This window comes from Roseateles sp. So40a (assembly GCF_048081605.1).
Lineage (GTDB): Bacteria > Pseudomonadota > Gammaproteobacteria > Burkholderiales > Burkholderiaceae_C > Roseateles.
Genome location: NZ_CP182288.1, coordinates 599572 through 623594, shown reverse-complemented (window position 1 = coordinate 623594; position 24023 = coordinate 599572). Strand labels below are relative to the sequence as shown.

At 69.0% G+C, this 24023-nt stretch carries 19 protein-coding genes; 13 read left to right on the top strand and 6 right to left on the bottom strand.

What is annotated here, in order from left to right:
* The first annotated feature begins 146 nt into the window (after positions 1 to 146).
* From ACNI65_RS02890 to ACNI65_RS02880, 3 genes are all read left to right on the top strand, one after another.
* Positions 147 to 659 (top strand): hypothetical protein, encoded by a 513-nt coding sequence (locus ACNI65_RS02890; RefSeq protein WP_416761067.1) that lies wholly within the window; start codon positions 147 to 149, stop codon positions 657 to 659.
* Between the two features lie 95 nt (positions 660 to 754).
* The gene (locus tag ACNI65_RS02885; RefSeq protein WP_416761066.1) at positions 755 to 1762 is read left to right on the top strand and encodes a Bug family tripartite tricarboxylate transporter substrate binding protein; all 1008 of its coding nucleotides are present in this window, start codon (positions 755 to 757) and stop codon (positions 1760 to 1762) included.
* 300 nt (positions 1763 to 2062) lie between these two features.
* Positions 2063 to 3997 (top strand): Cache 3/Cache 2 fusion domain-containing protein, encoded by a 1935-nt coding sequence (locus ACNI65_RS02880; protein WP_416761065.1) that lies wholly within the window; start codon positions 2063 to 2065, stop codon positions 3995 to 3997.
* Positions 3998 to 4185: 188 nt separating this feature from the next.
* On the opposite strand, the gene ACNI65_RS02875 is transcribed toward ACNI65_RS02880, so the two are convergent.
* Positions 4186 to 8118, bottom strand: coding sequence for a DUF3683 domain-containing protein (locus ACNI65_RS02875; protein WP_416761063.1), 3933 nt, complete (start codon positions 8116 to 8118; stop codon positions 4186 to 4188).
* Between the two features lie 399 nt (positions 8119 to 8517).
* Between ACNI65_RS02875 and ugpB the strand changes: the two genes are divergently transcribed.
* The 5 genes from ugpB (at position 8518) to ugpQ (ending at position 13554) form a co-directional block, all read left to right on the top strand.
* Positions 8518 to 9840, top strand: coding sequence for a sn-glycerol-3-phosphate ABC transporter substrate-binding protein UgpB (ugpB, locus tag ACNI65_RS02870; RefSeq protein ID WP_416761062.1), 1323 nt, complete (start codon positions 8518 to 8520; stop codon positions 9838 to 9840).
* A 34-nt stretch (positions 9841 to 9874) separates the two neighbouring features.
* The gene (gene ugpA, locus ACNI65_RS02865) at positions 9875 to 10762 is read left to right on the top strand and encodes a sn-glycerol-3-phosphate ABC transporter permease UgpA (RefSeq protein WP_416761061.1); all 888 of its coding nucleotides are present in this window, start codon (positions 9875 to 9877) and stop codon (positions 10760 to 10762) included.
* 1 nt (position 10763) lies between these two features.
* Positions 10764 to 11612, top strand: coding sequence for a sn-glycerol-3-phosphate ABC transporter permease UgpE (gene ugpE, locus ACNI65_RS02860; RefSeq protein ID WP_416761059.1), 849 nt, complete (start codon positions 10764 to 10766; stop codon positions 11610 to 11612).
* A gap of 65 nt (positions 11613 to 11677) precedes the next feature.
* The gene (locus ACNI65_RS02855) at positions 11678 to 12763 is read left to right on the top strand and encodes a sn-glycerol-3-phosphate import ATP-binding protein UgpC (protein WP_416761058.1); all 1086 of its coding nucleotides are present in this window, start codon (positions 11678 to 11680) and stop codon (positions 12761 to 12763) included.
* Positions 12764 to 12780: 17 nt separating this feature from the next.
* Positions 12781 to 13554, top strand: coding sequence for a glycerophosphodiester phosphodiesterase (gene ugpQ / locus ACNI65_RS02850; RefSeq protein ID WP_416761057.1), 774 nt, complete (start codon positions 12781 to 12783; stop codon positions 13552 to 13554).
* Between the two features lie 9 nt (positions 13555 to 13563).
* Here ugpQ and ACNI65_RS02845 read toward each other — a convergent pair whose 3' ends face one another.
* The 3 genes from ACNI65_RS02845 to ACNI65_RS02835 all read right to left on the bottom strand — a co-directional run bounded on the left by ACNI65_RS02845 (position 13564) and on the right by ACNI65_RS02835 (position 17626).
* Positions 13564 to 14190: a GNAT family N-acetyltransferase gene (locus ACNI65_RS02845; protein ID WP_416761056.1), complete on the bottom strand. Its 627-nt coding sequence runs from the start codon at positions 14188 to 14190 to the stop codon at positions 13564 to 13566.
* A 25-nt stretch (positions 14191 to 14215) separates the two neighbouring features.
* Complete coding sequence (locus ACNI65_RS02840) at positions 14216 to 15610, bottom strand: MFS transporter (protein ID WP_416761055.1); 1395 nt, start codon at positions 15608 to 15610, stop codon at positions 14216 to 14218.
* 381 nt (positions 15611 to 15991) lie between these two features.
* Positions 15992 to 17626, bottom strand: a complete 1635-nt coding sequence (locus ACNI65_RS02835) for a gamma-glutamyltransferase family protein (protein WP_416761054.1) — start codon at positions 17624 to 17626, stop codon at positions 15992 to 15994.
* Between the two features lie 185 nt (positions 17627 to 17811).
* On the opposite strand from ACNI65_RS02835, the gene ACNI65_RS02830 reads away from it, so the two are divergent.
* Positions 17812 to 18069, top strand: a complete 258-nt coding sequence (locus tag ACNI65_RS02830) for a hypothetical protein (RefSeq protein ID WP_416761053.1) — start codon at positions 17812 to 17814, stop codon at positions 18067 to 18069.
* A 159-nt stretch (positions 18070 to 18228) separates the two neighbouring features.
* Here the strand turns inward: ACNI65_RS02830 and ACNI65_RS02825 are convergent, their stop codons facing one another.
* Both ACNI65_RS02825 and bfr read right to left on the bottom strand, forming a co-directional pair.
* Positions 18229 to 18477 carry a (2Fe-2S)-binding protein gene (locus ACNI65_RS02825; RefSeq protein WP_416761052.1) on the bottom strand — a complete coding sequence of 83 codons (249 nt, stop codon included), beginning with the start codon at positions 18475 to 18477 and terminating at the stop codon, positions 18229 to 18231.
* 219 nt (positions 18478 to 18696) lie between these two features.
* On the bottom strand, positions 18697 to 19173 hold the full coding sequence (bfr, locus tag ACNI65_RS02820) for a bacterioferritin (RefSeq protein ID WP_416761051.1): 477 nt from the start codon (positions 19171 to 19173) through the stop codon (positions 18697 to 18699).
* A 203-nt stretch (positions 19174 to 19376) separates the two neighbouring features.
* Between bfr and hemP the strand changes: the two genes are divergently transcribed.
* The 4 genes from hemP (at position 19377) to ACNI65_RS02800 (ending at position 24008) form a co-directional block, all read left to right on the top strand.
* Complete coding sequence (hemP, locus tag ACNI65_RS02815) at positions 19377 to 19601, top strand: hemin uptake protein HemP (RefSeq protein ID WP_416761050.1); 225 nt, start codon at positions 19377 to 19379, stop codon at positions 19599 to 19601.
* A 195-nt stretch (positions 19602 to 19796) separates the two neighbouring features.
* Positions 19797 to 22022, top strand: coding sequence for a TonB-dependent hemoglobin/transferrin/lactoferrin family receptor (locus ACNI65_RS02810; RefSeq protein ID WP_416761048.1), 2226 nt, complete (start codon positions 19797 to 19799; stop codon positions 22020 to 22022).
* 16 nt (positions 22023 to 22038) lie between these two features.
* Positions 22039 to 23133 (top strand): hemin-degrading factor, encoded by a 1095-nt coding sequence (locus ACNI65_RS02805; protein ID WP_416761047.1) that lies wholly within the window; start codon positions 22039 to 22041, stop codon positions 23131 to 23133.
* On the top strand, positions 23127 to 24008 hold the full coding sequence (locus tag ACNI65_RS02800; RefSeq protein WP_416761046.1) for a heme/hemin ABC transporter substrate-binding protein: 882 nt from the start codon (positions 23127 to 23129) through the stop codon (positions 24006 to 24008). The genes ACNI65_RS02805 and ACNI65_RS02800 overlap by 7 nt, the downstream gene beginning before the upstream one ends.
* Positions 24009 to 24023: the final 15 nt, after the last annotated feature.

Below are 24023 nucleotides of genomic sequence, written 5' to 3'. Positions count from 1 at the left end.
TTTCCGCGCATCCACCCCTTGTCTTCTGCGCTTGGTCGCTCGCCGCTTGGTCGGCGAGGTCGCGCTGCCTACTCTGAAAAAAGACCGATCGTTCCCGCACTGGAGACGGGCTCGCGACGGTTCCTCAGCAGCCTCAGGAGCACGACATGCACGCCACCCAACGCACTTCCCACACGACCCTCGTCCGCGCCACGTTCGGCGCGCTCTTCGCCGTGCTGGCCGCCGGCGCCGCGCAAGCCGCGCCCGATGACCTGCAGCGCGTGGAGATCTCCGGCCGCCGGCCCGGCGAGATCCCGCGCACCGACGTGCGCGCCACCTGCCCCAACGTCGACCAGGCGCTTTTCGAGCGGCTGGGCCGCGAGCAGCTGCGTGAAGGCGCCGAGGGCGTGTCCACCGTCAGCTTCCGCCTCAACGGCAACGTGATCAGCGAGGTCCGCCAGAACCGCGGCCCGCAGGTCTATCGCCAATCGGTGCGCCGCGCCGTGACCGCGCTGCAATGCCAGGGCGCCGCGCGCGACACGCTCTACGTGATGCAGATCGCCTTCCGCAATGACGCCGGCGACGACATGAGCAACCGCATCGCGATGATGGAACTGGTGCCGCCCGCCGCCGGCGCGCCCGTCCTATCCGCCAGCGCCGCGATGGCGGATGGCCGCTGATCGCGAGGCATCGATCCCGGCGCGGACCGGGTTGATCCTGAACGGGCGCTCCCGCCGGGCTGGCTAGGATGCCGGCATCACAAGGAGACCCGTTCATGTCCGCTCGCCCGCTAGATCCGTCCCGGCGCCACGTCCTCCTGACCGGCGCCGCGGCGACCGTCACCGCCGCCGTCGGCCTGGGCGCGTCCTCGCCGGCCCGCGCCGACACCTGGCCGTCCAAGCCGGTGCGCTGGGTGGTGGCCTACCCGGCGGGCGGCGGATCGGACTTCCTCGCGCGGCAGCTCGCGCCGGTGCTGGGCAAGGCGCTGGGCCAGACGGTGGTCATCGACAACCGCCCCGGCGCCGCCGGCATCATCGGCACCGACAACGCCGCGAAGTCGCCGCCCGACGGCTACACGCTGCTCACCGGCGACAACGGCGCGATGGTCTTCAACAGCGCGCTCTACAAGAAGCTCCCGTATGCGCCGTCGGACTTCGCGCCGGTGGGCTTCATGGCACGCTTCCCGCTGCTGCTGGTGGTCCATCCGAATGCCGGGATCAGCTCGGTCAAGCAGTGGCTGGACACGGTCAAGGCCAAGCCGGGCAAGTACAGCTACGGCTCGCCGGGCGTGGGCAGCCCGCATCACCTCGCGATGGAGCTGCTCAAGGACCGCACCCACAGCTACATCGTGCACGTGCCCTATCGCGGCACGGCCTTCGTCACGCAGGACCTGATCGCCGGCATCGTGCCGATGGCCATCCTGGACACCGCCGCCGCCCTGCCCCATCTGCGCGCGGGCAAGCTCAAGGCGCTGGCGGTGCTCTCGCCCAAGCGCATCGCAGCCCTGCCCGACGTGCCGACCTTCGAGGAATCGGGCGTGGCCGGTGTGGACGTCGCCGCCTGGCAGGGACTGTTCGTGCCCAAGGGCACGCCCGAGACGATCGTCGGCCGGCTGGGCACGGAGCTGGGCCGCGCGCTCGCCCAGCCCGAGCTCAAGGCGAAGCTGGAGGAATTCGGCCTGGAGGTCGCTCCGGGAGACGCCGCGTCGCTCGCGCGCTTCGTCCAGGCGGAGACGACGAAGTGGCATGCGCTGATCCGGAGCCGGGGCATCAGCGCCGAATGACCAGCGCCGAGTGACCAGCGCGGAGTGATCGCGGCGCGATCGCGGAGCAAGCGGAGGAACCGACCGTCCGGTCGGTTGTATTCCTGGGGAGATAGCGCTGTCCATCTGCGGCGGACGGCGTACGCGTACCAATGGGCGCGATCGTGAAATAGCTCCGGGTTATCCCGTAAAGGGCGGTAGGCGAAACGGACGAAAACCGGGGTTGAACGAATAAAGTTTGACTTGGCGCAAGGACAGAACAAGAAGACTGTGCCAGGAGCCCTCCTCCCACTCCCTCGCCGCACCGCCGCGGCCGCCCACATGAACAACAACAACGCCGTGCGCGCGACGGTGGCCCGTCGCGTTTCCATCTGGTCCAGTGCCGCCATCGCGGTGCTGCTGGTCGTCATCTGCGGTGCCCTGTCCTGGGTGCTGACCAACCAGGCGCAGCAGCGCACGCTGGACTACATGTCGGCCGAGGCCTCCTCGGTCGCCCGCGTGGCCGACGCGCTGGACCGCACGGCGCGCGATTCCGCCAACCGGCTCTACGACGTGCTGGCCGGCGATTTCGCCGGCGGCGCGTTCACGCTGGAAGGCGACGGAGAGCTCGCCTTCAACGGCCAGAAGCTCAACGGCAACTTCGACGCGGTGGACCGCTTCACGCGGCTGACCGGCGGCAACGCGACGATCTTCGCGCGCAAGGGCACGGACGACTTCATCCGCATCACCACCTCGGTGAAGAAGGAAGACGGATCGCGCGCCGTCGGCACGACGCTGGCCCGCGACGGCGCGCCGTTCGCCAAGCTCTCGACCGGCGAGACCTACATCGGCCCGGCCACGCTGTTCAAGGTCCCCTACATGACGCGCTACTCGCCGATCAAGGACGCGAGCGGCAAGGTCGTGGGCATCCTGTACATCGGCTTCGACATGCGCGGCCTGCAGCAGGAACTGGTGAAGATGGCCGACGCGGTCAAGCTCTACGAGACCGGCGGGCTGTACCTGCTTGACCCGGGCAAGACGCCGGCCGACGCGCTGTTGCGCGCGCATCCGCGCTCGCAGGGCAAGAAGCTGTCGGAGGTGATGCCGGCCGAGCAGGCCGAGCAGTACGTCAAGACGCTGGTCGACGACGCGGACGGCGTGCTGGAGAAGGTCCAGGCCGTCTATGGCGAGAAATACACCGACGCCTTCGCGGTGGCGCGCAAGTCGCAGGCCACCGGCTGGTGGGTCGTCGCCGAGGCCTCGCGCGCGCAGGCGCTGGCGGCGCACAACACGACGCTGTGGGTGCTGTGGGGTCTGATGCTGGCCACCGTGGTGCTGCTCGGCCTGGGCGTGACCTGGATGCTGGGCCGCTGGGTCGGCCGTCCGTTGGCGGAGCTGAACGCCGCCGTCGAGGCGGTCGCCGCCGGTGACCTGACGCGTCCGGTGCAGGTGCTGCAGCAGGACGACCTGGGCGCGCTGGCCGCGGGCGTGGAACGCATGCGTCAGCAGCTCGCGCGCACCATCAACGAGGTGCGCCAGGCCAGCGATTCGATCGGCACCGCCTCGGCGGAAGTGGCCGCGGGCAGCCGCGACCTGTCGGCGCGCACGGAGCAATCGGCGAGCCACCTGCAGGAAACCGCGTCGGCGCTGGAGGAGCTCGCCAGCTCGATGAGCCAGACCGCGGCCTCGGCCGCGCAGGCGCATCAGCTGGTGGGGGAATCGGACAAGGCCGCGCAGCGCGGCGGCAGCGTGGTGGCGCAGGTCGTCACGACGATGGACGAGATCAGCGCGGCCAGCCGCCAGATCGGCGACATCATCGGCACCATCGATTCGATCGCCTTCCAGACCAACATCCTGGCGCTGAACGCCGCGGTGGAAGCGGCGCGCGCCGGTGAGCAGGGCCGCGGTTTCGCGGTCGTGGCCGCCGAGGTGCGTCAGCTCGCGCAGCGCAGCGCGGAAGCGGCCAAGCAGATCAAGGGCCTGATCACGGCCAGCGGTGAACGCGTGGAGTCGGGCGCCAAGCTGGTGGGCGACACCGGCGACGCGATGCGCGACATCGTGTCGAGCGTCAAGCGCGTGACCGACATCATTGGCGAGATCTCGACCGCGTCGCGCGAGCAGTCGCAGGGCGTGTCGCGCATCAACGGCGCGGTGGCGCAGCTGGACCAGGGCACGCAGCAGAACGCCGCGCTGGTCGAGGAATCCACCGCCGCCGCCGAAAGCCTGCGGGAGCAGGCGCATCGGCTCGTGGAGCAGGTCGGGCAGTTCCGGGTCTGATCCTGGACTGAGCGCCTCCCAGAGCCCTCACCCCCGCCCTCTCCCGCTTCGCGGGCGAGGGAGCCCCAATGCCCTACCGCGCGAAAGCCCCTCGCCCGGGGAGCCTCAATGCCCAACCGCGCGAAAGCCCCTCGCCCGCGAAGCGGGAGAGGGGTTGGGGTGAGGGCTCGTCGACATACTCGGCCTGATCAGACCAGCACGCGCTCGATGCCGCCGTTGTTGGCCTTGGCCACGTACTCGGGCATCCAGTTCTCGCCCAGGATCTTGCGGGCCATCTCCACGACGATGTAGTCCGCCTCGAGCAGGCCGTTCTGCAGGTCCCCGTTGTAGCGGCTCAAGCCCTGCAGGCAGGACGGGCAGCTCGTCAGGATCTTGAGGTTCTCCTCGGCCCCGACCTTGCCCGCCGCGCGCAGCTGCGTCTCGGCCTTGCGCAGCTCCTCTTCCTTGCGGAACCGCACCTGCGTGGACACGTCCGGACGCGTCACGCCCAGCGTGCCGCTCTCACCGCAGCAGCGCTCGCTCTTCATCACCTCCGGCCCGACCAGCGCCTTCACCGTCTTCATCGGGTCCTGCAGCTTCATCGGCGAGTGGCAGGGGTCGTGATACAGATACGCCTGCTTGGCATCGAGCTGGATGCCCTTCTCCAGCAGGTACTCGTGGATGTCGACGATCCGGCAGCCGGGGAAGATGTCCTCGAACTTGTAGCCCTGCAGCTGGTCATAGCAGGTGCCGCAGCTGACCACCACCGTCTTGATGTCGAGGTAGTTCAGCGTGTTGGCGACGCGATGGAACAGCACGCGGTTGTCGGTGATGATCTTCTCGGCCTTGTCGAACTGACCCGAGCCGCGCTGCGGATAACCGCAGCACAGATACCCCGGCGGCAGCACCGTCTGCACGCCGGCGTGCCACAGCATCGCCTGCGTGGCCAGCCCCACCTGGCTGAACAGCCGCTCCGAGCCGCAGCCCGGGAAGTAGAAGACCGCCTCCGCCTCCGCCGAGGTCTTCTGCGGGTTGCGGATGATCGGGACGTAGTCCTTGTCCTCGATGTCCAGCAGCGCGCGCGCCGTCTTCTTGGGCAGGCCGCCGGGCAGCTTCTTGTTGATGAAGTGGATGACCTGTTCCTTGATCGGCGCGGTCCCCACCGTCGCGCGCGGCGCGGCGGTCTGCTTGCGCGCGACGCGCTTGAGCAGGCTGTTGGCGATGCGCTGGGCCTTGAAGCCGACCCCGACCATCGCCGCGCGCGCGACCTTGATCGTCTCCGGATTCGTCGCGTTGAGCATCAGCATCGCCGCGGCATTGCCCGGACGGAAGCTCTTCTTGCCCATCTTGCGCAGCAGGTTGCGCATATTCATCGTGACATCGCCGAAGTCGATCTTCACCGGGCACGGATTCACGCACTTGTGGCACACCGTGCAGTGGTCGGCGACGTCCTCGAATTCCTCCCAGTGCTTGATCGACACGCCGCGGCGGGTCTGCTCCTCATACAGGAAGGCCTCGACCAGCAACGAGGTCGCCAGGATCTTGTTGCGCGGGCTGTAGAGCAGGTTGGCGCGCGGCACGTGCGTGGCGCACACCGGCTTGCACTTGCCGCAGCGCAGGCAGTCCTTGATCGACTCGCTGATCGCGCCGATGTCGCTCTGCTGCATGATCAGCGACTCGTGCCCCATCAGCCCGAAGCTGGGCGTGTAGGCATTGGTCAGGTCGGCGAAGGTCGTCTGCGGACCGGTGCCGGGCCGCAGCAGCTTGCCCTTGTTGAAGCGGCCTTCCGGATCGATCCGGGCCTTGTAGCCCGCGAAACCGGCCAGCTCGTCGTCATTGAGGAACTCGAGCTTGGTGATGCCGATGCCGTGCTCGCCCGAGATCACGCCGTCCAGCGAGCGCGCCAGCGTCATGATGCGCGCCACCGCCTCGTGCGCGGTCTGCAGCATCTCGTAGTTGTCCGAGTTCACCGGGATGTTGGTGTGCACGTTGCCGTCGCCGGCATGCATGTGCAGCGCCACCCAGACCCGGCCGCGCAGCACCTCCTTGTGGATGCGCCGGCACTCGGCCAGGATGGGCGAGAACGAGGCGCCCGCGAACAGGTCCTGCAGCGGCTTGAGGATCTGCCGCTTCCAGCTCGCGCGCAGCGTGTAGTCCTGCAGCTGCTCGAAGAAGCTGCGGGCATCGCCACCCGGGACCGCCGCGTCGCGCGGCAGGTCGAGTTCCTGCATCCACTGGCGCCACTGCGCGCCGACCTCGTCCAGCAGCGTCAGCGCCTGCGCGACGCGGTCCTCGAGCAGTTCGGCGCTCGGGATCTCGCCGGCGTCGTCGCTCTTGCCCAGCGGCAGGTTGCCCGCGGCGAAGAACTCGCGCAGCGTGGCGACGAGCGCCAGCTTGTTGCGCAGCGACAGCTCGATGTTGATGCGCTCGATGCCCAGCGTGTACTCGCCCATGCGGGGCAGCGGGATCACGACGTCCTCGTTCACCTTGAACGCGTTCGTGTGCTTGGAGATCGCCGCCGTGCGCTTGCGGTCCAGCCAGAACTTCTTGCGCGCGTCGGCGCTCACCGCGACGAAGCCCTCGCCCGAGCGCCCGTTGGCCAGGCGCACGACCTCGCTGGTGGCGCGCGCGACCTCGTCGGCATCGTCCCCGACGATGTCGCCGATCAGCACCATCTTCGGCAGACCGCCGCGCTTGCTCTTGGTCGCGTAGCCGACTGCCTTCAGGTAACGGTCATCGAGATGCTCCAGTCCGGCCAGGATCGCGCCGTTCGGCTTCTTCATCTCGCCGAACATGAAGTCCTTGATGTCGACGATCGACGGCACGCAGTCCTTCGGATTGCCGAAGAACTCCAGGCAGACCGTGCGCACATGCGCCGGCATGCGGTGCACGATCCAGCGCGCGCTGGTGATCAGGCCGTCGCAGCCTTCCTTCTGGATGCCGGGCAGGCCGGCCAGGAATTTGTCGGTGACGTCCTTGCCCAGGCCTTCCTTGCGGAAGGTGCGGCCGGGGATGTCCAGCCGCTCGGTGCGTTCCAGCGTCTTGCCGGTGGCGTCGTAGTAGTTCAGGTCGAAGCTCGCGACCTCGACGTCGTGGATCTTGCCCAGGTTGTGGTTGACCCGCACGACCTCCAGCCACTTCGCGTCCGGCGTGACCATGCGCCACGAGGCGAGGTTGTCCAGCGCGGTGCCCCACAGCACGGCCTTCTTGCCGCCCGCGTTCATCGCGATGTTGCCGCCGATGCACGAGGCCTCGGCCGAGGTCGGGTCGACGGCGAAGACGAAACCGTGCAGCTCGGCCAGGTCCGACACGCGCTGCGTGACCACGCCCGCTTCGGTCCAGATGGTCGCGACCTCGCGGTCCAGGCCCGGCAGCCGCTGCATCTCGACGCCGCGCATGGCCTCGAGCTTCTCGGTGTTGATGACCGCGCTGTTCCACACCAGCGGCACCGCGCCGCCGGTGTAGCCGGTGCCGCCGCCGCGCGGGATCACCGTCAGGCCCAGCTCGAAGCAGCTCGCCACCAGCACGGCCATCTCGGCCTCGGTGTCGGGCGTGAGCACGACGAAGGGGTACTCGACGCGCCAGTCGGTGGCGTCGGTGACGTGCGCCACGCGCGACAGGCCGTCGAACTTGACGTTGTCCTTGGCGGTGTGACGCGCGAAGACCTTGGTCGCGCGCTTGCGCAGCTCGGCCACCTGCTCGAACTGGTGCGAGAACGCGGCCACGGCGGCCTCGGCCGCGGTGAGCAGCTCACCGACCCAGGCGTCGCGCTTGGCGTCGTCCTCGGGATGGCGGCGGCGCTGCACCTCGCCCAGGCGGTGGCGCAAGGCGCCGATCAGCGCCTCGCGGCGCTTGGGGTTGTCCAGCAGGTCGTCCTGCAGGTAGGGGTTGCGCTGCACCACCCAGATGTCGCCCAGCACCTCGTAGAGCATGCGCGCGGAGCGGCCGGTCTGGCGTTCCGCGCGCAACTGGTCCAGCAGCTCCCAGGCGCGCGCGCCGAGCAGGCGAAGGACGATTTCGCGATCGGAGAAGGAGGTGTAGTTGTACGGAATCTCGCGCAGCCGGGCGGCGCTCGCGCGGGGCGGGTTCAGGTCGCCAACCATCGCGGGGCTGGCGGGCATCGGCAGATGCGGTGCGTTCATGGCGGCCAGGTGCTCGCGCACCGGGGTTGCGGCAGGCCGGCGCCCGATGAGGCGGCGCCGATGCCAGGCTGGGGAAAAGCGTCGGGCCCGGCTCCGGACGGCGCCTCGGACTTGTGGTCCCCGCCTCCGCTGGACACGGGGGACGGACGAGGCGTTCGCGATGGCCGCGGTGGGCGGCCGGCCCGGATCGAGCGAATCTTGGCAATGGGCGGAATCGTACCTTAGCCCTCCATCGCCACCCTGGGCGAGGGACTCTATGAAAGCCCGCCTTCGCACCCTGCGATGGATGGGTCGCCGGTGTCACAATGCGCCGATAAGCTCGCCGGCCCCCGGGGATGCGTCCACGCGACGCCCCTCCCCGAGGACCGCAAAACCACCCTCCTCGAGCATCGGAGACCCATGAAGCCCCTCAAGACTTCCCTGCTGGCCGCGTCCGTCGCGGCCGTCGCGCTGATGACCCCGTTCGCCGCCTCGGCGCAGACCGAGATCCAGTGGTGGCACTCGATGGGCGGCGCCCTCGGCGACTGGGTCAACGACCTGGCCAAGGACTTCAACGCCAGCCAGAAGGACTACAAGATCGTCCCGACCTACAAGGGCAGCTACGACGAGTCCATGGCCGGCGCCATCGCCGCGTTCCGCGCCGGCAACGCGCCGCACATCCTGCAGGTCTTCGAGGTCGGCACCGCCACGATGATGGCCAGCAAGGGCGCCATCGTCCCGGTCGGCCAGGTGATGCAGCAGGCCGGCGTCAAGTTCGACAACGCCGCCTACGTGCCCGCGGTCGCCGGTTACTACACCGCGCCCAACGGCCAGATGCTGAGCTTCCCGTTCAACAGCTCCACGACCGTCTTCCATTACAACAAGGACGCGTTCAAGGCCGCCGGCCTGGACCCCAACAAGCCGCCGAGCTCCTGGCCCGAGGTCGCCGCCGCGGCCGCCAAGCTCAAGGCCGCCGGCCACAAGTGCCCGTTCACCACGAGCTGGGTCAGCTGGACGCAGCTGGAGAGCTTCTCGGCCTGGCACAACGTCGAGTACGCGACGAAGAACAACGGCTTCGGCGGCCTGGACGCGCGACTGGCGTTCAACTCGCCGCTGCACGTGCGCCACATCGAGAACCTGGCCAACATGGCCAAGCAGGGCCTGTTCATCTACAAGGGCCGCGGCAACACCGCCGACGCGACGTTCTACTCGGGCGAGTGCGCCATGATGACCGGCTCCTCGGGCCTGTACGCCAACATCAAGAAGAACGCCAAGTTCGCGTCCGGCATCGCGCCGCTGCCCTATTACCCCGACGTGCCCGGCGCGCCACAGAACACCGTCATCGGCGGCGCCAGCCTGTGGGTGATGGCCGGCAAGAAGCCCGCCGAGTACAAGGGCGTGGCCGCGTTCTTCCAGTACCTGTCCAAGGCCGATGTCGCCTCCGAGAGCCACAAGCGCACCGGCTACCTGCCCGTGACCAAGGCGGCCTACGAGCTGACCGAGCAGAGCGGCTTCTACAAGCAGAACCCCGGCACCGACGTCGCCGTGCAGCAGATGATCCGCAAGACGACCGACAAGTCGCGCGGCGTGCGGCTGGGCAACTTCGCGCAGATCCGCACCATCATCGACGAGGAGATGGAACAGGTCTGGGCCGGCAAGAAGCAGCCCAAGGAAGGCCTGGACGCGGCGGTCAAGCGCGGCAACGAGCTGCTGGAACGCTTCCAGAAGTCGGCGAAGCTCTGAGCGGCGCCCTCGCTGACGTCCCGAAAGTGATCTGATGTCCCAGAGCAAGCGCGTGGTCTTCCGATCGCGCTGGTTGCCATGGCTGCTGCTCGCGCCGCAGGCCCTGGTGATCGGCGTGTTCTTCTTCTGGCCCGCGAGCCAGGCGCTGCTGCAGAGCCTGCAGCAGCAGGACGCCTTCGGGCTGTCCACCGAATGGGTCGGCCTGGACAACTTCCGCCAGCTCTTCGGCGACGAGAGCTACCTCGCGTCCTTCAAGACGACGGCGGTGTTCTCGCTGCTGGTGGCGGTGCTGGGGCTGGCGCTGTCGCTGCTGCTGGCCACGATGGCCAACCGCGTGGTGCGCGCCGCGCCGGTCTACAAGACGCTGCTGATCTGGCCCTACGCGGTCGCGCCCGCGATCGCCGGCGTGTTGTGGCTGTTCATGTTCGCGCCGTCCATCGGCGTGGTCGCGTATGCGCTGCAGCGTTTCGGGATCAACTGGAATCACCTGCTCAACGCGGACCACGCGATGGCGCTGGTCGTGATGGCCGCGGTGTGGAAGCAGGTCTCGTACAACTTCCTGTTCTTCCTGGCAGGGCTGCAGTCCATCCCCAAATCGCTGCTGGAGGCCGCCGCGATCGACGGCGCCGGGCCGTGGCGCCGCTTCTGGACGATCACCTTCCCGCTGCTGTCGCCGACCTCGTTCTTCCTGCTGGTGATCAACGTCGTGTACGCGTTCTTCGACACCTTCGGCATCATCGACGCGGCCACGCAGGGCGGTCCCGGCAAGGACACCGCGATCCTCGTCTACAAGGTCTATTACGACGGCTTCAAGGCGCTGGACCTGGGCGGCTCGGCCGCGCAGAGCGTCGTGCTGATGGCCATCGTCATCGCGCTGACCGTCATCCAGTTCCGTTTCGTCGAGAAGAAGGTGCAGTACTGACATGGTCGAGCGCCGCCCCGCCCTCACGCTGCTGTCGCACCTGATCCTGGTGCTCGGCGTCCTGATCGTCGCGTTCCCGCTGTACATCGCCTTCGTCGCCTCGACGCAGACGGCCGCGGAGATCGTCCAGTCCCCGATGTCGCTCGCCCCGGGCTCGCATTTGCTGGACAACTACTCGGCCGCGCTGTTCGGCAGCAGCGGCGCGGGCTCCAAGGCCCCCGTCGGTCAGATGATGTGGATCAGCTTCGTCTCCGCGATGGTCATCGCGGTGGGCAAGATCGCGATCTCGCTGCTGTCCGCGTTCGCGATCGTCTACTTCCGATTCCCCGCGCGCAACTTCTTCTTCTGGGCCATCTTCGTCACGCTGATGCTGCCGGTGGAGGTCCGCATCGGGCCGACCTACCAGGTCGTGTCCGATCTCAAGATGCTCAACACCTACGCGGGCCTGACCGTGCCGCTGATCGCCTCGGCGACGGCGACCTTCCTGTTCCGCCAGTTCTTCCTGACCGTGCCCGACGAGCTCGTGGAGGCCTCGCGCATCGACGGCGCGGGCCCGATGAAGTTCTTCCGCGACGTGCTGCTGCCGCTGTCGCGCACCAGCATCGCCGCGCTCTTCGTCATCCAGTTCATCTACGGCTGGAACCAGTACCTGTGGCCGCTGCTGGTGACCACCGACGAGCAGATGTACCCCGTGGTCATCGGCATCAAGCGGATGATCAGCGGCGGCGACGCCGCCAACGACTGGAACATCATCATGGCCACGGCCATGCTGGCGATGATCCCGCCGGCGCTGGTCGTCGTGCTGATGCAGCGCTGGTTCGTCAAGGGCCTGGTCGACACCGAGAAGTAAGCCGATCCCTCCGGCAAGAGCAGACCGCTAGAGCAGACCGCTAAAGCAGACAACAAGAGACATCGATGGCAAGCATTTCCCTGCGCAACGTCGTCAAGCAATACGGCACCGGTGCCAAGGCCAACCCGGTCATCCACGGTGTCAATGCCGAGATCGCCGACGGCGAGTTCATCGTCATCGTCGGCCCGTCGGGCTGCGGCAAGTCCACGCTGCTGCGCATGGTCGCCGGCCTGGAGGAGATCAGCGGCGGCGAGATCGCCATCGGCGAGCGCGTCGTCAACGAGGTCGAACCCGCCGACCGCGACATCGCGATGGTCTTCCAGAACTACGCGCTCTACCCGCACATGAGCGTGTTCGAGAACATGGCCTACGGGCTGAAGATCCGCAAGCTGCCGCCCGAGCAGATCCGCGCCCGCGTGGACAAGGCCGCGCGCATCCTGGAGCTCGCCCACCTGCTCGAGCGCAAGCCGCGCGAGCTCTCCGGCGGACAGCGTCAGCGGGTGGCGATGGGCCGCGCGATCGTGCGCGATCCGCAGGTCTTCCTCTTCGACGAGCCGCTGTCCAACCTCGACGCCAAGCTGCGCGTGCAGACCCGGCTGGAGATCCAGAAGCTGCACCGCGAGCTGGGCGTGACCTCGCTGTTCGTCACGCACGACCAGGTCGAGGCGATGACGCTGGCGCAGCGCATCGTCGTCATGAACGGCGGCCGCATGGAGCAGTTCGGCACGCCCGAGGAGGTCTACGGCCGGCCGGCGACGACCTTCGTCGCGAGCTTCATCGGCTCGCCGGCGATGAACCTGCTCAAGGGCCGCGTCGAGGGCCAGCGCTTCCATGTGGGCGGGACCTCGCTGCACCTGCCCTTGCCCGCGCCGCGCGAGGGCGAGCTGGTCCTGGGCCTGCGTCCCGAGCACGCGCTGCCGCATGACGGTCAGGCCGTGGCCGCCGGCGCGACCGCCTGGCCGCTGAAGGTGGAAATGGTCGAGATGCTGGGCGCCGAGCGCCTGGTCTATGGCCGGCTCGGCGAGGCGGCCTTCACGCTGCGCATCGACGGCACGGACACGCCGCCGCGGCCCGGCGATGAGGTGCTGCTGCAGGCGCCGGGCGAGCGCCTGCACTGGTTCGACCCCACCACCGGCCAACGCGCGGACTGAGCGCGCAGGAGCACCACATGAGCGTCACGACGCGCCTCGAGGACACCACCTGGCCCTGGTCGCTGCCGTTCTGGGTCGCGCACCGCGGCGCCGGCAAGCTCGCGCCGGAGAACACGCTCGCCGCGTTCCGCGAAGGCGCGCGCCACGGATACCGGGCCTTCGAGTGCGACGTGAAGCTCAGCGCCGACGGCGTGCCCTTCCTGCTGCATGACGCGACGCTGGACCGCACGACGACGCGGCGCGGGCGCGCGTCGGACCTGAGCTGGAGCGAGCTGTCGCGGCTGGACGCCGGACGCTGGCACAGCCGCGCCTTCGCGGGTGAACCGCCGCCCAGCCTCGAATCGATCGCGGCCTTCGTGCGCCGCAATCAGCACGCGTTGAACATCGAGATCAAGCCGACGCCGGGCGACGAGTTCCGCACCGGCGAGGTCGTGGGCGCGGAGGTCCTGCGGCTGTGGGAGGAGACGGCGCCGGTGTCGGTGCTGTTCAGCAGCTTCCAGCCCGAGGCGCTGCGCGGCGCGCGCGAGACCGCGCCGCAAGTGCCGCGCGGGCTGCTGCTGGACAAGCTCGAGGGCGACGGCTGGCTGCAGCTGGCCCAGTCGCTGGGCTGCCGCGCCGTGATCACGCATTACGCGCTGATGGACCGGGCGCTCGTCGAGAAGCTCCACCAGGCGGAGATGAAGGCGCTGGTCTACACGGTCAATGACGCCGCCGCCGCGCAATGGCTGATCGCCAATGGCGTCGACGGGATCATCACCGACGCCGTCGATCGGTTCAGCCCGACGGCCTGACGCGCGCGCTCAGCGCGGCGTCGAGGCGGACTCGCGCAGCTCCTCGATCGACACCATGCCGTAGATGCAGGTGTCGCAGACCTGGCCTTTCACGTCGAGCGCATCGCCTCGCAGCTGACCCTCGAGCAGGAAGCCGCAGCGTTCGGCGACCTTGCGACTGGCGACATTCGACGCATCGCAACGGATTTCCAACCGCCGCGCGCGCAGTTGCTGGAAGGCCAGGCGCGTCAGCGCGGCGACCACTTCGGTGATCAGTCCGCGGCCAGCGTGCCCCGGCCCGATCCAGTAGCCCAGCTCGAACCGTCTGACCGTCCAGTCCAGCGTGTGCAGGCCCGCGCCGCCGATCAGCCGGCCGGGCCGCCCGTCGGCATCGCGCTCGTGCAGGTAGTAGGCGAGGTGCTCGCGGTTGACGAACTCCCCGTGCAGGCGCCGGGCGATCGCTTCGGATTGCTCGACGCTGGGGGTCTCGTGCGCCCAGGGCATCCACGGCTTGAGGTGTTCCTGGGCGTCGAGCACCGCGCGGTTCAGCGCGGGGCCGAAGCCCGCGCGGGGCGCGAGCAGCACCAGGCGCGGGGTGTCGAGGCGCTCGGGCACCTCGACGAGGATGGGGTCGTCGGCAGCGGTCTTGGGGCGCATCGTGCGGGATCCTGTGGAGGGCGGGTCAGTTGCCCGCGACGGTTTGCAGGTTCGACGCCGCCGGCTGGCCGGCCGGCGTCAGGCCCGGGGTCGCCTCGGCGCCGAGCGGCGTTTCGTCTTCCTCGACCTTGGGCAGCACCTTGACCGTGCGGATCGCCCGCACCTGCCAGGCCAGCACCGACAGCAGCAGCGCGCCCACGCCGGCGAAGGCCAGCGCCGCGCGCAGGCTGACGTGCTCACCGAGCCAGCCGCCGATCAGCGCGCCGGGACCTGCCGGGATCAGGATGAGCCAGCGCATCGTGCTGGTCATCCGGCCCAGCAGCGGACCGGGCGTCACCGCCTGACGCAGCGACAGGAAGTTGATGAAGATCAGCACGGCGCCGACGCCGAACATGAACAGCGTGAACGCGAAGACCGCCACGCCGATCGCGCCGACGGGCGCGACGCACAGCGCCGCCCAGCCGATGCCGCACATCGCGAAGCCGCCGATCAGCGCGGGGCCGGGGCCGAAGCGCGCGCTGATGCGATGACCCAGCGCGCTCGCCAGCACGGTGCCCGCGCCCAGCGCGATGTAGGACAGGCCCACGCTCTGCGCCGACAGGCCCAGCACCCGCGTGGCGAAGAGGATCTGCACCACCTGCGCCGCCTGGTTGAACATCTGCCAGCCGCCGACCGCGCAGGCCAGCGCCACCAGCATGCGCTTGCCGCGCACGAACGCGATGCCCGCCTTCAGATCGCGCCAGAAGTCGGCGCCGTCCAGGCGATGCAGGGTCTCGGTCACCTTCACGCCGCGCAGGATCGCCGCGGAGACGACCAGCAGCAGCGCGTCCACCGCCAGCGCCAGCGGCGCGCCGACGAGCTTGATCAGCGCCCCGGCCACGCCCGGGCCGGCCACCTCGGCGCCGGAGGACGCGAGCGCGTTCTTCGCATGCGCCTCGACGAGGCGGTCACGGCTGACGACCTGCGTCAGCACGATCTGCGAGGCGCTCCCCGCGATCGTGTAGACGGTGCCCAGCAGGAAACCGACGAAATACAGCCAGGGCATGCCCAGCCAGCCCATCCAGTGGGCGATGGGCACGCTGGCCACGGCCGCCGCCAGCGTCAGCTCGCCCACGATGTAGACGGGCAGCTTGCGCACGCGGTCCAGCCAGACGCCGGCCGGCAACGAGAACAGCACGAACGGCGCGAGCTCCATCGCGGTCAGCAGGCCCATCTGCGTGGGCGAGGCATGCAGCAGCACGGCCGCGGTCAGCGGCAGCGCCAGCAGCGTGATCTGCCCGCCCAGCGAGCTGATCAGGATCGACGTCCACAGACGCCGGTAGACGAGGTTGCGGAGCAGATCGCCGGCGGGGAGCCGGATCGCGTCGAGACAGCGGTCGAGCAGGCGGTCGACCCACGTGGTTGCCTTGGTCGGCAGCATGATGAAACTCCGGATGCGATCCGCGCGGGGCGTCATGCGCCGGGCACGGATCGAGCGAGCGGGACGCGGTGAGCGGCGCGATCGCGAAAAGCCAGGGACCTGGGAGCCGGCCGTGGAGGCCGGCGGGCGTCTTGGAGACGCCTACGGTCGTCGCGCCCGGCCGGATCGCCCAAGCGCGCGCACCGATGCCAGGGCATCGTGTTTGGTGCGGTCAAGCAGCTTGGTCATGGTCCGGCTCCGATCGTGGATCGTGGCGTGAGAGCTTCCGGGGAGGAAGAAGGCGCCGATGCTATCAGCGCCCTCCCCGCTCCGACAAGTGAGGAATGGCAGGGGCGGTGATCAAGCACCCGCGATCACCCGCCAGTGATCACCCGCCGCCGATCACCAGCCCGCGGCGGCGCCGTCGCGGCGCGGGTCGCTCGCGGCGACGTAGCCCTCCACCGCCGGATCGCCCAGTCGCCAGATGAATTGCCCGGCGCCGAAGTCCTGGTAGCTGTCGTGGATGTCGCCGATCTGATGGCCCAGCGCGGCCAGGCCGGCGATGGTGTCCGGATTCATCGAGGGCTCGACGTTGATCGACAGGCCCTCGTTGAAGCGCCAGCGCGGCGCGTCGCAGGCGGCCTGTGGATGCTGGCGGTGGTCGAGCATGCGCACCAGCGTCTGCATGTGGCCTTGCGGCTGCATGTTGCCGCCCATCACGCCGTAGCTCATCTGCGGCTGGCCGTCCTTCATCAGGAAGGCCGGGATGATCGTGTGGAACGGGCGCTTGCCCGGCGCGACGACATTGGCGTGGCCCGCCTCGCGAGTGAAGCCGTGGCCGCGGTTCTGCAGCGACAGCCCGTAGCCCGGCACCACCACGCCCGAGCCGAAGCCCATGTAGTTGCTCTGGATGAAGCTGACCATCATGCCGCTCTCATCGGCCGCGGTCAGGTAGATGGTGCCGCCCTTGACCGGATTGCCGGCCTGGAAGTCCTGCGCGCGCTTCATGTCGATGAGCTTTGCGCGCGAGGCCAGGTAGGCCGGATCGAGCAGCTCGTCGACCTGCACCTGCATCGTGCGGGGATCGCTGACGTAGCGGTAGACGTCGGCGAAGGCGAGTTTCATCGCCTCGATCTGCAGGTGCTGCGACGCGGTCGAATCCACCGGCAGCGCGGCGACATCGAAGTTCTTCAGGATCCCCAGCGCGATCAGCGCCGCGATGCCCTGCCCGTTGGGCGGGATCTCATGCAGCGTGTGGCCGGCGTAGTCCATCGAGATCGTGTCGACCCACTGCGGCGCGTAGGCCGCGAAGTCCGCGGCGGTGATCGCGCCGCCCGTCTCGCGCGCGAAGGCGGCGGTGGCCTCGGCGATCTCGCCGCGGTAGAAGGCCTCGCCCTTGGACCCGGCGATCAGCCGCAGCGTGCGCGCGGCGGCCTCGAAGCGGAACTGCTCGCCGACCTGCGGCGCGCGCCCGCGCGGCAGGAAGGCCTCGGCGAAGCCGGGCTGCGCGACGAGGTCTGTGACCTCCGACGCCATGCGCCACTTGCCCTGCACGATCACCGGCACCGCGTAACCGCGCTCGGCGATCTCGATGGCCGGGGTCATCAGGTCGGCGAAGGGCAGCTTGCCGTAGCGCTCGCTCAACGCGACCCAGCCGGCGACCGCGCCGGGCACCGTCACCGTGTCCCAGCCCCGGCGCGGCATCGCCGAACCGGCCCCGTACTTGCGGTCGAAGTAGTCCGGCGTCCAGGCCTGCGGCGCGGTGCCCGAGGCGTTCAGTCCCTGCAGCGTCCTGCCGTCCCACACGATGGCGAAGGCGTCCGAACCCAGGCCGTTGCTGCAGGGCTCGACCAGCGTCATGCACGCGGCCGTGGCGATGGCGGCATCCACCGCGTTGCCGCCCTGCGCGAGGATGCGCAACCCGGCCTGCGCGGCGAGCGGGTGCGAGGTCGACACGACATTGCGGGCGAACACCGGGCTGCGCTGGCTGGGATAGCCGCGGGTCCAGTCGAAGGCGGAAGGCGTGGGGGCGGTCATGGGCTTGTCTCCTGAATGCCGGCGATCTTGCCCGAGGGCGTCGCCCGCCGACAGCGCGCAAGACCTGACGCGTGAAGGACCCGTGCGGATTGCGTAACCCAATGCAAAGCAGCGAACCGCTGTCAACACAAGTTGAAGCGATGGCGTTGTCCGCTCACCTTGTTCAACCCGCTGGAGTAAACCAGATGCAAGCCTTCAAGACCATCAAGACCCTGGCCCTGATCCCCGCCCTGCTGATTGCCGGCGCCGCGATGGCCCAAGGCACCGCCACCCCGGCCGCCCCCGCGACGCAGGCCGCTCCGGCGACGGCTGCCGCTCCTGCGGCTCAGGCCTCCGAGGCCAAAACGATGAAGCACCACAAGGCCGCCGGCGACAAGAAGGCCGCGCACAAGAGCCACAAGAAGGCCGAGAAGCCCGCCGAGGCCGCTTCCGCCGCCAAGTAAGCGTCAACGAGTCAAACCGGTCCCTTCGAGCCGGTCCGCCGGGCGCGTCTCGAGCACGCGTCCGGCGACCCCAAAAGAAGAAACCGCAGCACCGGGCGACCGGTCTGCGGTTTTCTTTCGTCCGGACGCCAGGTCCGGAGGCGTGGCGCAGCGCGGCGCTCAGGCCGCGGCGAGTTGCGAGATCGGCGTGATCGGGATGACCCGCGCGGTGGAGGCACAGGTGACGCCGTGCGCCGCGGCGCAGGCGCGCAGGGCCTCGTCGAACACCTCGCGGGCGCAGTCGTGGCAGCTGCCGCAGGCGGAAGCCACCTGGGTCTCGTCCTGCATCACCTCGAAGTTGTGGACGCCGTCAGCGACGCTGCGGCGGATGTCGCGGTCGGAAACACGGTGGCAGAGACAAACGATCATGGCGTCGGCGAGTCAGGATCAACCTGGGATGGCCGAGATACTAACGCAAACGCGAATTCCTCTCAATTAGCTTGCAGAGTCCCTGCGCCGCGTCAGACAACTTGTCGGTGAACAACGACACGGTCGTGCAGCGTTGGTCATACGGACGCAAAAAAGCCCCGGCGAGCGGGGCTTCGGGGAACCTGGCGATGGCTGGGCCCCGGTCTGGGCGGGCTGGCGTCAGCTGGCGTCGCCCATCTGGCTTTGCAGCCAATTTTGTTCGCCGAGCTGGGCGATCAGCTCGATCTGGGTCTCGAGGTGGTCGATGTGCTCCTCGGTGTCGGCGAGGATCTCCTCGAGGACTTCGCGGGAAACGTAGTCGCGCACCGTCTCGCAGTAGGCGATGGCTTCCTTGAGGAGCGGATGGCTGCCCATCTCGATCTTCAGGTCGCAGTGCTGGACCTCGACGGCGTTCTCGCCGATGTACAGCTTGCCCAGGTCCTGCAGGTTGGGCAGGCCTTCCAGCATCAGGATGCGATCCATCAGCTTGTCGGCGTGCTTCATCTCCTCGATGGACTCGGCGTACTCGTGCTTGGCCAGCTTCTCCAGACCCCAGCTCTTGAGCATCCGGTAATGCAGGAAGTACTGGTTGATCGCGGTGAGCTCGTTCTTCAGCTGCGCGTTCAGATACTCGATGACCTTGGCATCGCCCTTCATGTTCTTCTCCTGGAATTCCTACGGGATGGGGCGCATTGTCGTCATCCCTACCGCGAATGGGGACAAGACCCGCCCCGCCCGCTCTGCATGCGAAGTATTCGCAGCCAGTTTTCGCTCTCTGGAACACGCGGTTCGATCAAGAAATCGTTGATCGTCGCGATTCATGGTTGCTATTGCGAATGGTTCTCATTAAGATGCCTCGCATGAATGCCCACCACCACCCCCATATCGAGGCCCTGCAAGCCGTTGCGCTGGACGGCGCGCGAGTCGCCGCAGGTTCGCCGCGCGAAGCGGTTCCGCTGGTCCAGCGTCGCCGCATCAGCAGCCAGGCCCTCATGGGCAACGACCGCGAGGTCGAGATCGAACACGCCGGCCAGCTCTACCGGCTGCGTGTGACGTCGCTGGGCAAGCTGATCCTGACGAAGTGATCCGCTGACGGGCGCCGATCCCTGCGCCCGCTCCCCTTCACTGCCGCTGGAAGGCACCGGCCGAGGACCGGTCCGACCGCTCGCGGCGCTCCTGTTTCCTTTCCCTGAACCCCAGGCCGTCCGCGAGGACCGCCCGCACCAGCCCGCGTCGTGCCAGCCCGTGCGAGATCCAAGAACTACAAGGATTTCGACACCATGCAACTGCGCCCGACGCCCGTCGTGCTCGCCCTGTCGTTGGCATTCCCGCTGGCCGCCCTGCCGGCCTTCGCCCAGACCGCGCCCGCTTCGCCTACTTCGCCCACTTCGCCCACCCCGGCCACCGAGACCGCCCAGCAGCTCGGCGAGCTCACCGTTTCCGCGACCCGCACCGAGCGCTCGGTCGATGCGGTGCCCAACACGGTCACGGTGAAGAACCGCAAGCAGCTGGATCGGCGCGACGCGCGCGATCTGAAGGACCTGCTCGCCGATGAGGTCGACCTCGACGTCAAGGCGATGACGCCGCGCTTCACCGCCGCGGGCGCCTCCACGGGCCGCTCGGGCAACGAGGGCATCAACATCCGCGGCCTGGAAGGCAACCGCGTGCTGATGATGGTCGACGGCATCCGGCTGCCGCAGAGCTTCGCGTTCGGCGCCTTCGCCAGCGGCCGCGCCGATTTCGTCGATCTGAACAGCCTCTCGAGCGTCGAGGTGCTGCGCGGCCCGACGTCCACCTCCTACGGCAGCGACGGCCTGGCCGGCGCGCTGAGCCTGCGCACGCTCTCGCCCGAGGACCTGCTGGTCGACGGCAAGACCTTCGCCGGCTTCGCGCGCCTCACCGGCATGAGCGTGGACGACTCCAAGCGCGCGACCGCCGCGGTCGCGTTCGGCTCGGGCGACTGGACCAGCCTGGTGCAGGCCTCGGTGCAGCGCGGTCACGAGACGAAGAACCAGGGCGAGAACGGCGCGGCCAACGTCAACCGCACCAAGCCCAATCCGACGGACATCGACACCAACAGCCTGATGGCCAAGGTCGGGTATCGCGTCAACGGCCAGCACCGGCTGATGGGCACGATCGAGTACCGCCAGCGCAAGATCGACACCGACGTGCTGACCGCCGTCACCGCGCCGCCGGCCACGGGCACGCTGCCGTCGACGGCCGTGCTGGGCCTGAAGGCCAACGACAAGATGGACCGCACGCGGGTCTCGCTCGAGCACCGCTACGAGGACCTGAACGCCACGTGGCTGCAGCAGGCCACCACGCATGTCTACTTCCAGGACAGCGAGACGCGCCAGTACGCCTACGAGGACCGCAACACCGCCGCCGACCGCACGCGGCTGGGCACCTACAAGGAACGCCTGATCGGCTTGAGCTCGCAGGCACAGACGCAGCTATCGGGCCAGCGCCTGAGCTACGGCGTCGACGTCAGCCGCAACGTGATCGAAGGCGTGCGCGACGGCACCGTGCCGCCGGCCGGCGAGACCTTCCCGAGCAAGCCCTTCCCCGACACGACCTACACGCTGGCCGGCGCCTTCGTCCAGGACGAGATCGAGGCGGGCGACTTCACCGTCATTCCCGCGCTGCGCCTGGAGCATTACAAGCTCTCGCCGAAGGCCGCGGGCTACACGGGCGACATCGTCTCGCTGTCGGACCAGGCCGTGACGCCGCGACTGGGTCTGATCTGGCGCGCCACGCCCTACGTCCAGCCCTACGTGAACTGGGCGCAAGGCTTCCGCGCCCCGACGCCGGACCAGGTCAACAACGGCTTCGCCAACCCGACGCAGGGCTACAAGAGCATCGGCAACCCCAACCTGAAGGCCGAGCACGCCAACAGCTGGGAGCTGGGCCTGCGCGGCAAGGTGACGGACGCGCTGCGCTGGCAGCTCAGCGGCTACGACAACCGCTACAAGGACTTCATCTCGCAGGAGATGGTCAGCGGCTCCTTCACGCCGGCCGACCCCGCCGTCTTCCAGTACGTCAACCTGAGCCAGGTCCGCATCAAGGGCGTCGAGGCGCGCGTGGTGTGGGATGTGATGCCCGGCTTCAACCTGAACGCGTCGGTGGCGAAGTCGCGCGGTCACAGCATCGAGGGCGGCGTCGAGACGCCGCTGGACAGCATCCAGCCGCTGCGCGGCAAGCTCGGCGCCCGCTACGAGACCGGCCCGTGGGCGCTGGAGGCGACGCTGCTGCACAGCTCGGGCAAGAAGCCGTCCGACGTCAGCACCGCGACCTGGTACACGCCGAAGAAGTACGACGTCGTGGACCTCGCCGCGAGCTACCGCTTCGACAAGACCTTCTCCGTGTCGGCCTTCGTGACCAACGTCTTCGACAAGAAGTACTGGCGCTGGGGTGACGTCGTCGGCGTCGCGTCCACGAGCCCGATCGTCGACAGCTTCACCGCCCCCGGGCGCGCCTTGCAGGTCACGCTGCGCGCCGATTTCTGATCAGGAGTACCCGCCCATGCATGCCAGCTTCACCGCCCTGCGTCAGGCCTTCGCCACCGCGCGCCAGGAGCGCAAGGCCCGCCACCGCGACATCGCCAGCGCGCTGAGCATCTCGGAAGGGGCGCTGCTCGCCGCGCATGCCGGCCCGTTCGCCGACGACGAGTCCCCGCTGCGCGCGCGCCGTCTGCGCGCGGAGTGGCAGGACCTCATCGCCGCGCTCGAGCCGCTGGGGCCGGTGATGGCGCTCACGCGCAACGAGTCCTGCGTGCACGAGAAGGTCGGTGTCTACAACACCGTCAGCGCGCAGGGACCGCAGCGCCAGGTCGGACTGGTGCTGGGCGGGACGATCGATCTGCGCGTCTTCTACAGCCACTGGCGTCACGGCTTCGCCGTCGCGGAGCGGCTCTCCGACGGCGCCGTGCAGCGCAGCCTGCAGTTCTTCGACGCCGCGGGGCAGGCGATCCACAAGGTCTTCGTGAAACCCGAGAGCGATCTCGCGGCCTACGAGGCGCTCGTCGCGCGCTTCCTGGCCGAGGACCAGGCCCCCGGCTTCGAGCCGGGCGACGCGTGGCAGGACCCCGCCGAGACGCCGGACGATCGCATCGACGTGGCGGGCTTCCGTTCCGAATGGGCGTCGTTGCGCGACACGCACGACTTCTTCGGACTGCTCAAGCGCCACGGCCTGAGCCGCACGCAGGCGCTGCGCCTGGCCGAGCCCCGCTTCGCGCAGCCGCTGGCGCTGTCCAGCGCGCAGGAGCTGCTCAGCCGCGCCGCGCAGGAGAACGTGTCCATCATGGTCTTCGTCGGCAACCCGGGGATGATCCAGATCCACAGCGGCCCGGTGAACAAGGTCGCGATGATGGGCCCGTGGATCAACGTGCTGGATCCGGGCTTCAACCTGCATCTGCGCGAGGACCACATCGCCTCGGCCTGGCTGGTGCGCAAGCCGACGGTGGACGGACTGGTGTGCTCGCTGGAGCTGTTCGACGCGCAAGGCCGCACGATCGCGATGATGTTTGGCGAGCGCAAGCCTGGTCAGGCCGAGCGTTGCGACTGGCGCCAGCTGCTGGAAAGCCTGGTCGAGGGCGCCTCGGAGGCCGTGCCGTGCTGAGCCGGCGTCAGGTCCTGTCGCTCGCGCCCGCCGCGGCGATGCTGTCGATCGGCGGTCGGGCCTGGGCCGCGCCGCAACGCGTGATCGCCGTGGGCGGCGCGCTGACCGAGCTCATCTATGAGCTGGGCGCGCAGGGCGAGCTGGTCGGCGTGGACAGCACCTCGCTGTATCCGGCCGCGGCCACGAAGCTGCCCAACGTCGGCTACGCGCGCACGCTGGCCGCGGAAGGCCTGCTGTCGCTGGCGCCGACGATGGTCGTCGCCACCGAGGAAGCCGGCCCGCCGGCCGTGCTGCGCCAGCTCGAATCGGCCAAGGTGCCGCTGCACGTGCTGCGCGCCGAGCATCGTTTCGAAGGCGTGCTCGAGCGCACGCAGCGCCTGGGCGAGCTGCTTGGCAGACATCGAGAAGCCGCCGCGCTGACGGCGAGGCTGCAGGCCGACTGGGCGGCGAGCCGCGCGTCGGTGGCCAAGCTCGCCGCGGGACATCGCGCCCCGCGTGTGCTGTTCGTGCTGTCCAACGCGGCCAACCAGGTGCGCATCGCCGGCTCGGCGACCGCGGCGGACGCGATGATCGTCTACGCGGGCGCGGTCAACGCGCTGGGCGAGGCGCAGGGCTACAAGATGCTCTCGCCGGAAGCCGCGATCGCGGCGGCGCCGGACGTGATCCTCGCGACCACGCAGGGCGTCGAAGCCACGGGCGGCCTCGAGAGTCTGCTCAAGCTGCCGGGCCTGGCGCAGACGCCGGCCGGTCAGAACAAGCGCGTGGTCGTGATGGAGACGATGGAGTTGCTGGGCTTCGGGCCCCGCACGCCCAAGGCGCTGACGACGCTGGCGCAGGCGCTGCACGCCCCGTCGGGCACGGCCCGCGCCGCGTGAGCATCGACCGACGGA

Coding starts and splice junctions, on each gene's coding strand:
- ACNI65_RS02840 (WP_416761055.1), bottom strand. CDS start 15,610: ATGCTGCCGACCAAGGCAACCACGTGGGTCGACCGCCTGCTCGACCGC.
- ACNI65_RS02880 (WP_416761065.1), top strand. CDS start 2,063: ATGAACAACAACAACGCCGTGCGCGCGACGGTGGCCCGTCGCGTTTCC.
- hemP (WP_416761050.1), top strand. CDS start 19,377: ATGAATGCCCACCACCACCCCCATATCGAGGCCCTGCAAGCCGTTGCG.
- ugpB (WP_416761062.1), top strand. CDS start 8,518: ATGAAGCCCCTCAAGACTTCCCTGCTGGCCGCGTCCGTCGCGGCCGTC.
- ACNI65_RS02890 (WP_416761067.1), top strand. CDS start 147: ATGCACGCCACCCAACGCACTTCCCACACGACCCTCGTCCGCGCCACG.
- ACNI65_RS02805 (WP_416761047.1), top strand. CDS start 22,039: ATGCATGCCAGCTTCACCGCCCTGCGTCAGGCCTTCGCCACCGCGCGC.
- ACNI65_RS02885 (WP_416761066.1), top strand. CDS start 755: ATGTCCGCTCGCCCGCTAGATCCGTCCCGGCGCCACGTCCTCCTGACC.
- ACNI65_RS02825 (WP_416761052.1), bottom strand. CDS start 18,477: ATGATCGTTTGTCTCTGCCACCGTGTTTCCGACCGCGACATCCGCCGC.
- ACNI65_RS02830 (WP_416761053.1), top strand. CDS start 17,812: ATGCAAGCCTTCAAGACCATCAAGACCCTGGCCCTGATCCCCGCCCTG.
- ACNI65_RS02875 (WP_416761063.1), bottom strand. CDS start 8,118: ATGAACGCACCGCATCTGCCGATGCCCGCCAGCCCCGCGATGGTTGGC.
- ACNI65_RS02845 (WP_416761056.1), bottom strand. CDS start 14,190: ATGCGCCCCAAGACCGCTGCCGACGACCCCATCCTCGTCGAGGTGCCC.
- ACNI65_RS02855 (WP_416761058.1), top strand. CDS start 11,678: ATGGCAAGCATTTCCCTGCGCAACGTCGTCAAGCAATACGGCACCGGT.
- ACNI65_RS02835 (WP_416761054.1), bottom strand. CDS start 17,626: ATGACCGCCCCCACGCCTTCCGCCTTCGACTGGACCCGCGGCTATCCC.
- ugpQ (WP_416761057.1), top strand. CDS start 12,781: ATGAGCGTCACGACGCGCCTCGAGGACACCACCTGGCCCTGGTCGCTG.
- ugpE (WP_416761059.1), top strand. CDS start 10,764: ATGGTCGAGCGCCGCCCCGCCCTCACGCTGCTGTCGCACCTGATCCTG.
- ugpA (WP_416761061.1), top strand. CDS start 9,875: ATGTCCCAGAGCAAGCGCGTGGTCTTCCGATCGCGCTGGTTGCCATGG.
- ACNI65_RS02810 (WP_416761048.1), top strand. CDS start 19,797: ATGCAACTGCGCCCGACGCCCGTCGTGCTCGCCCTGTCGTTGGCATTC.
- bfr (WP_416761051.1), bottom strand. CDS start 19,173: ATGAAGGGCGATGCCAAGGTCATCGAGTATCTGAACGCGCAGCTGAAG.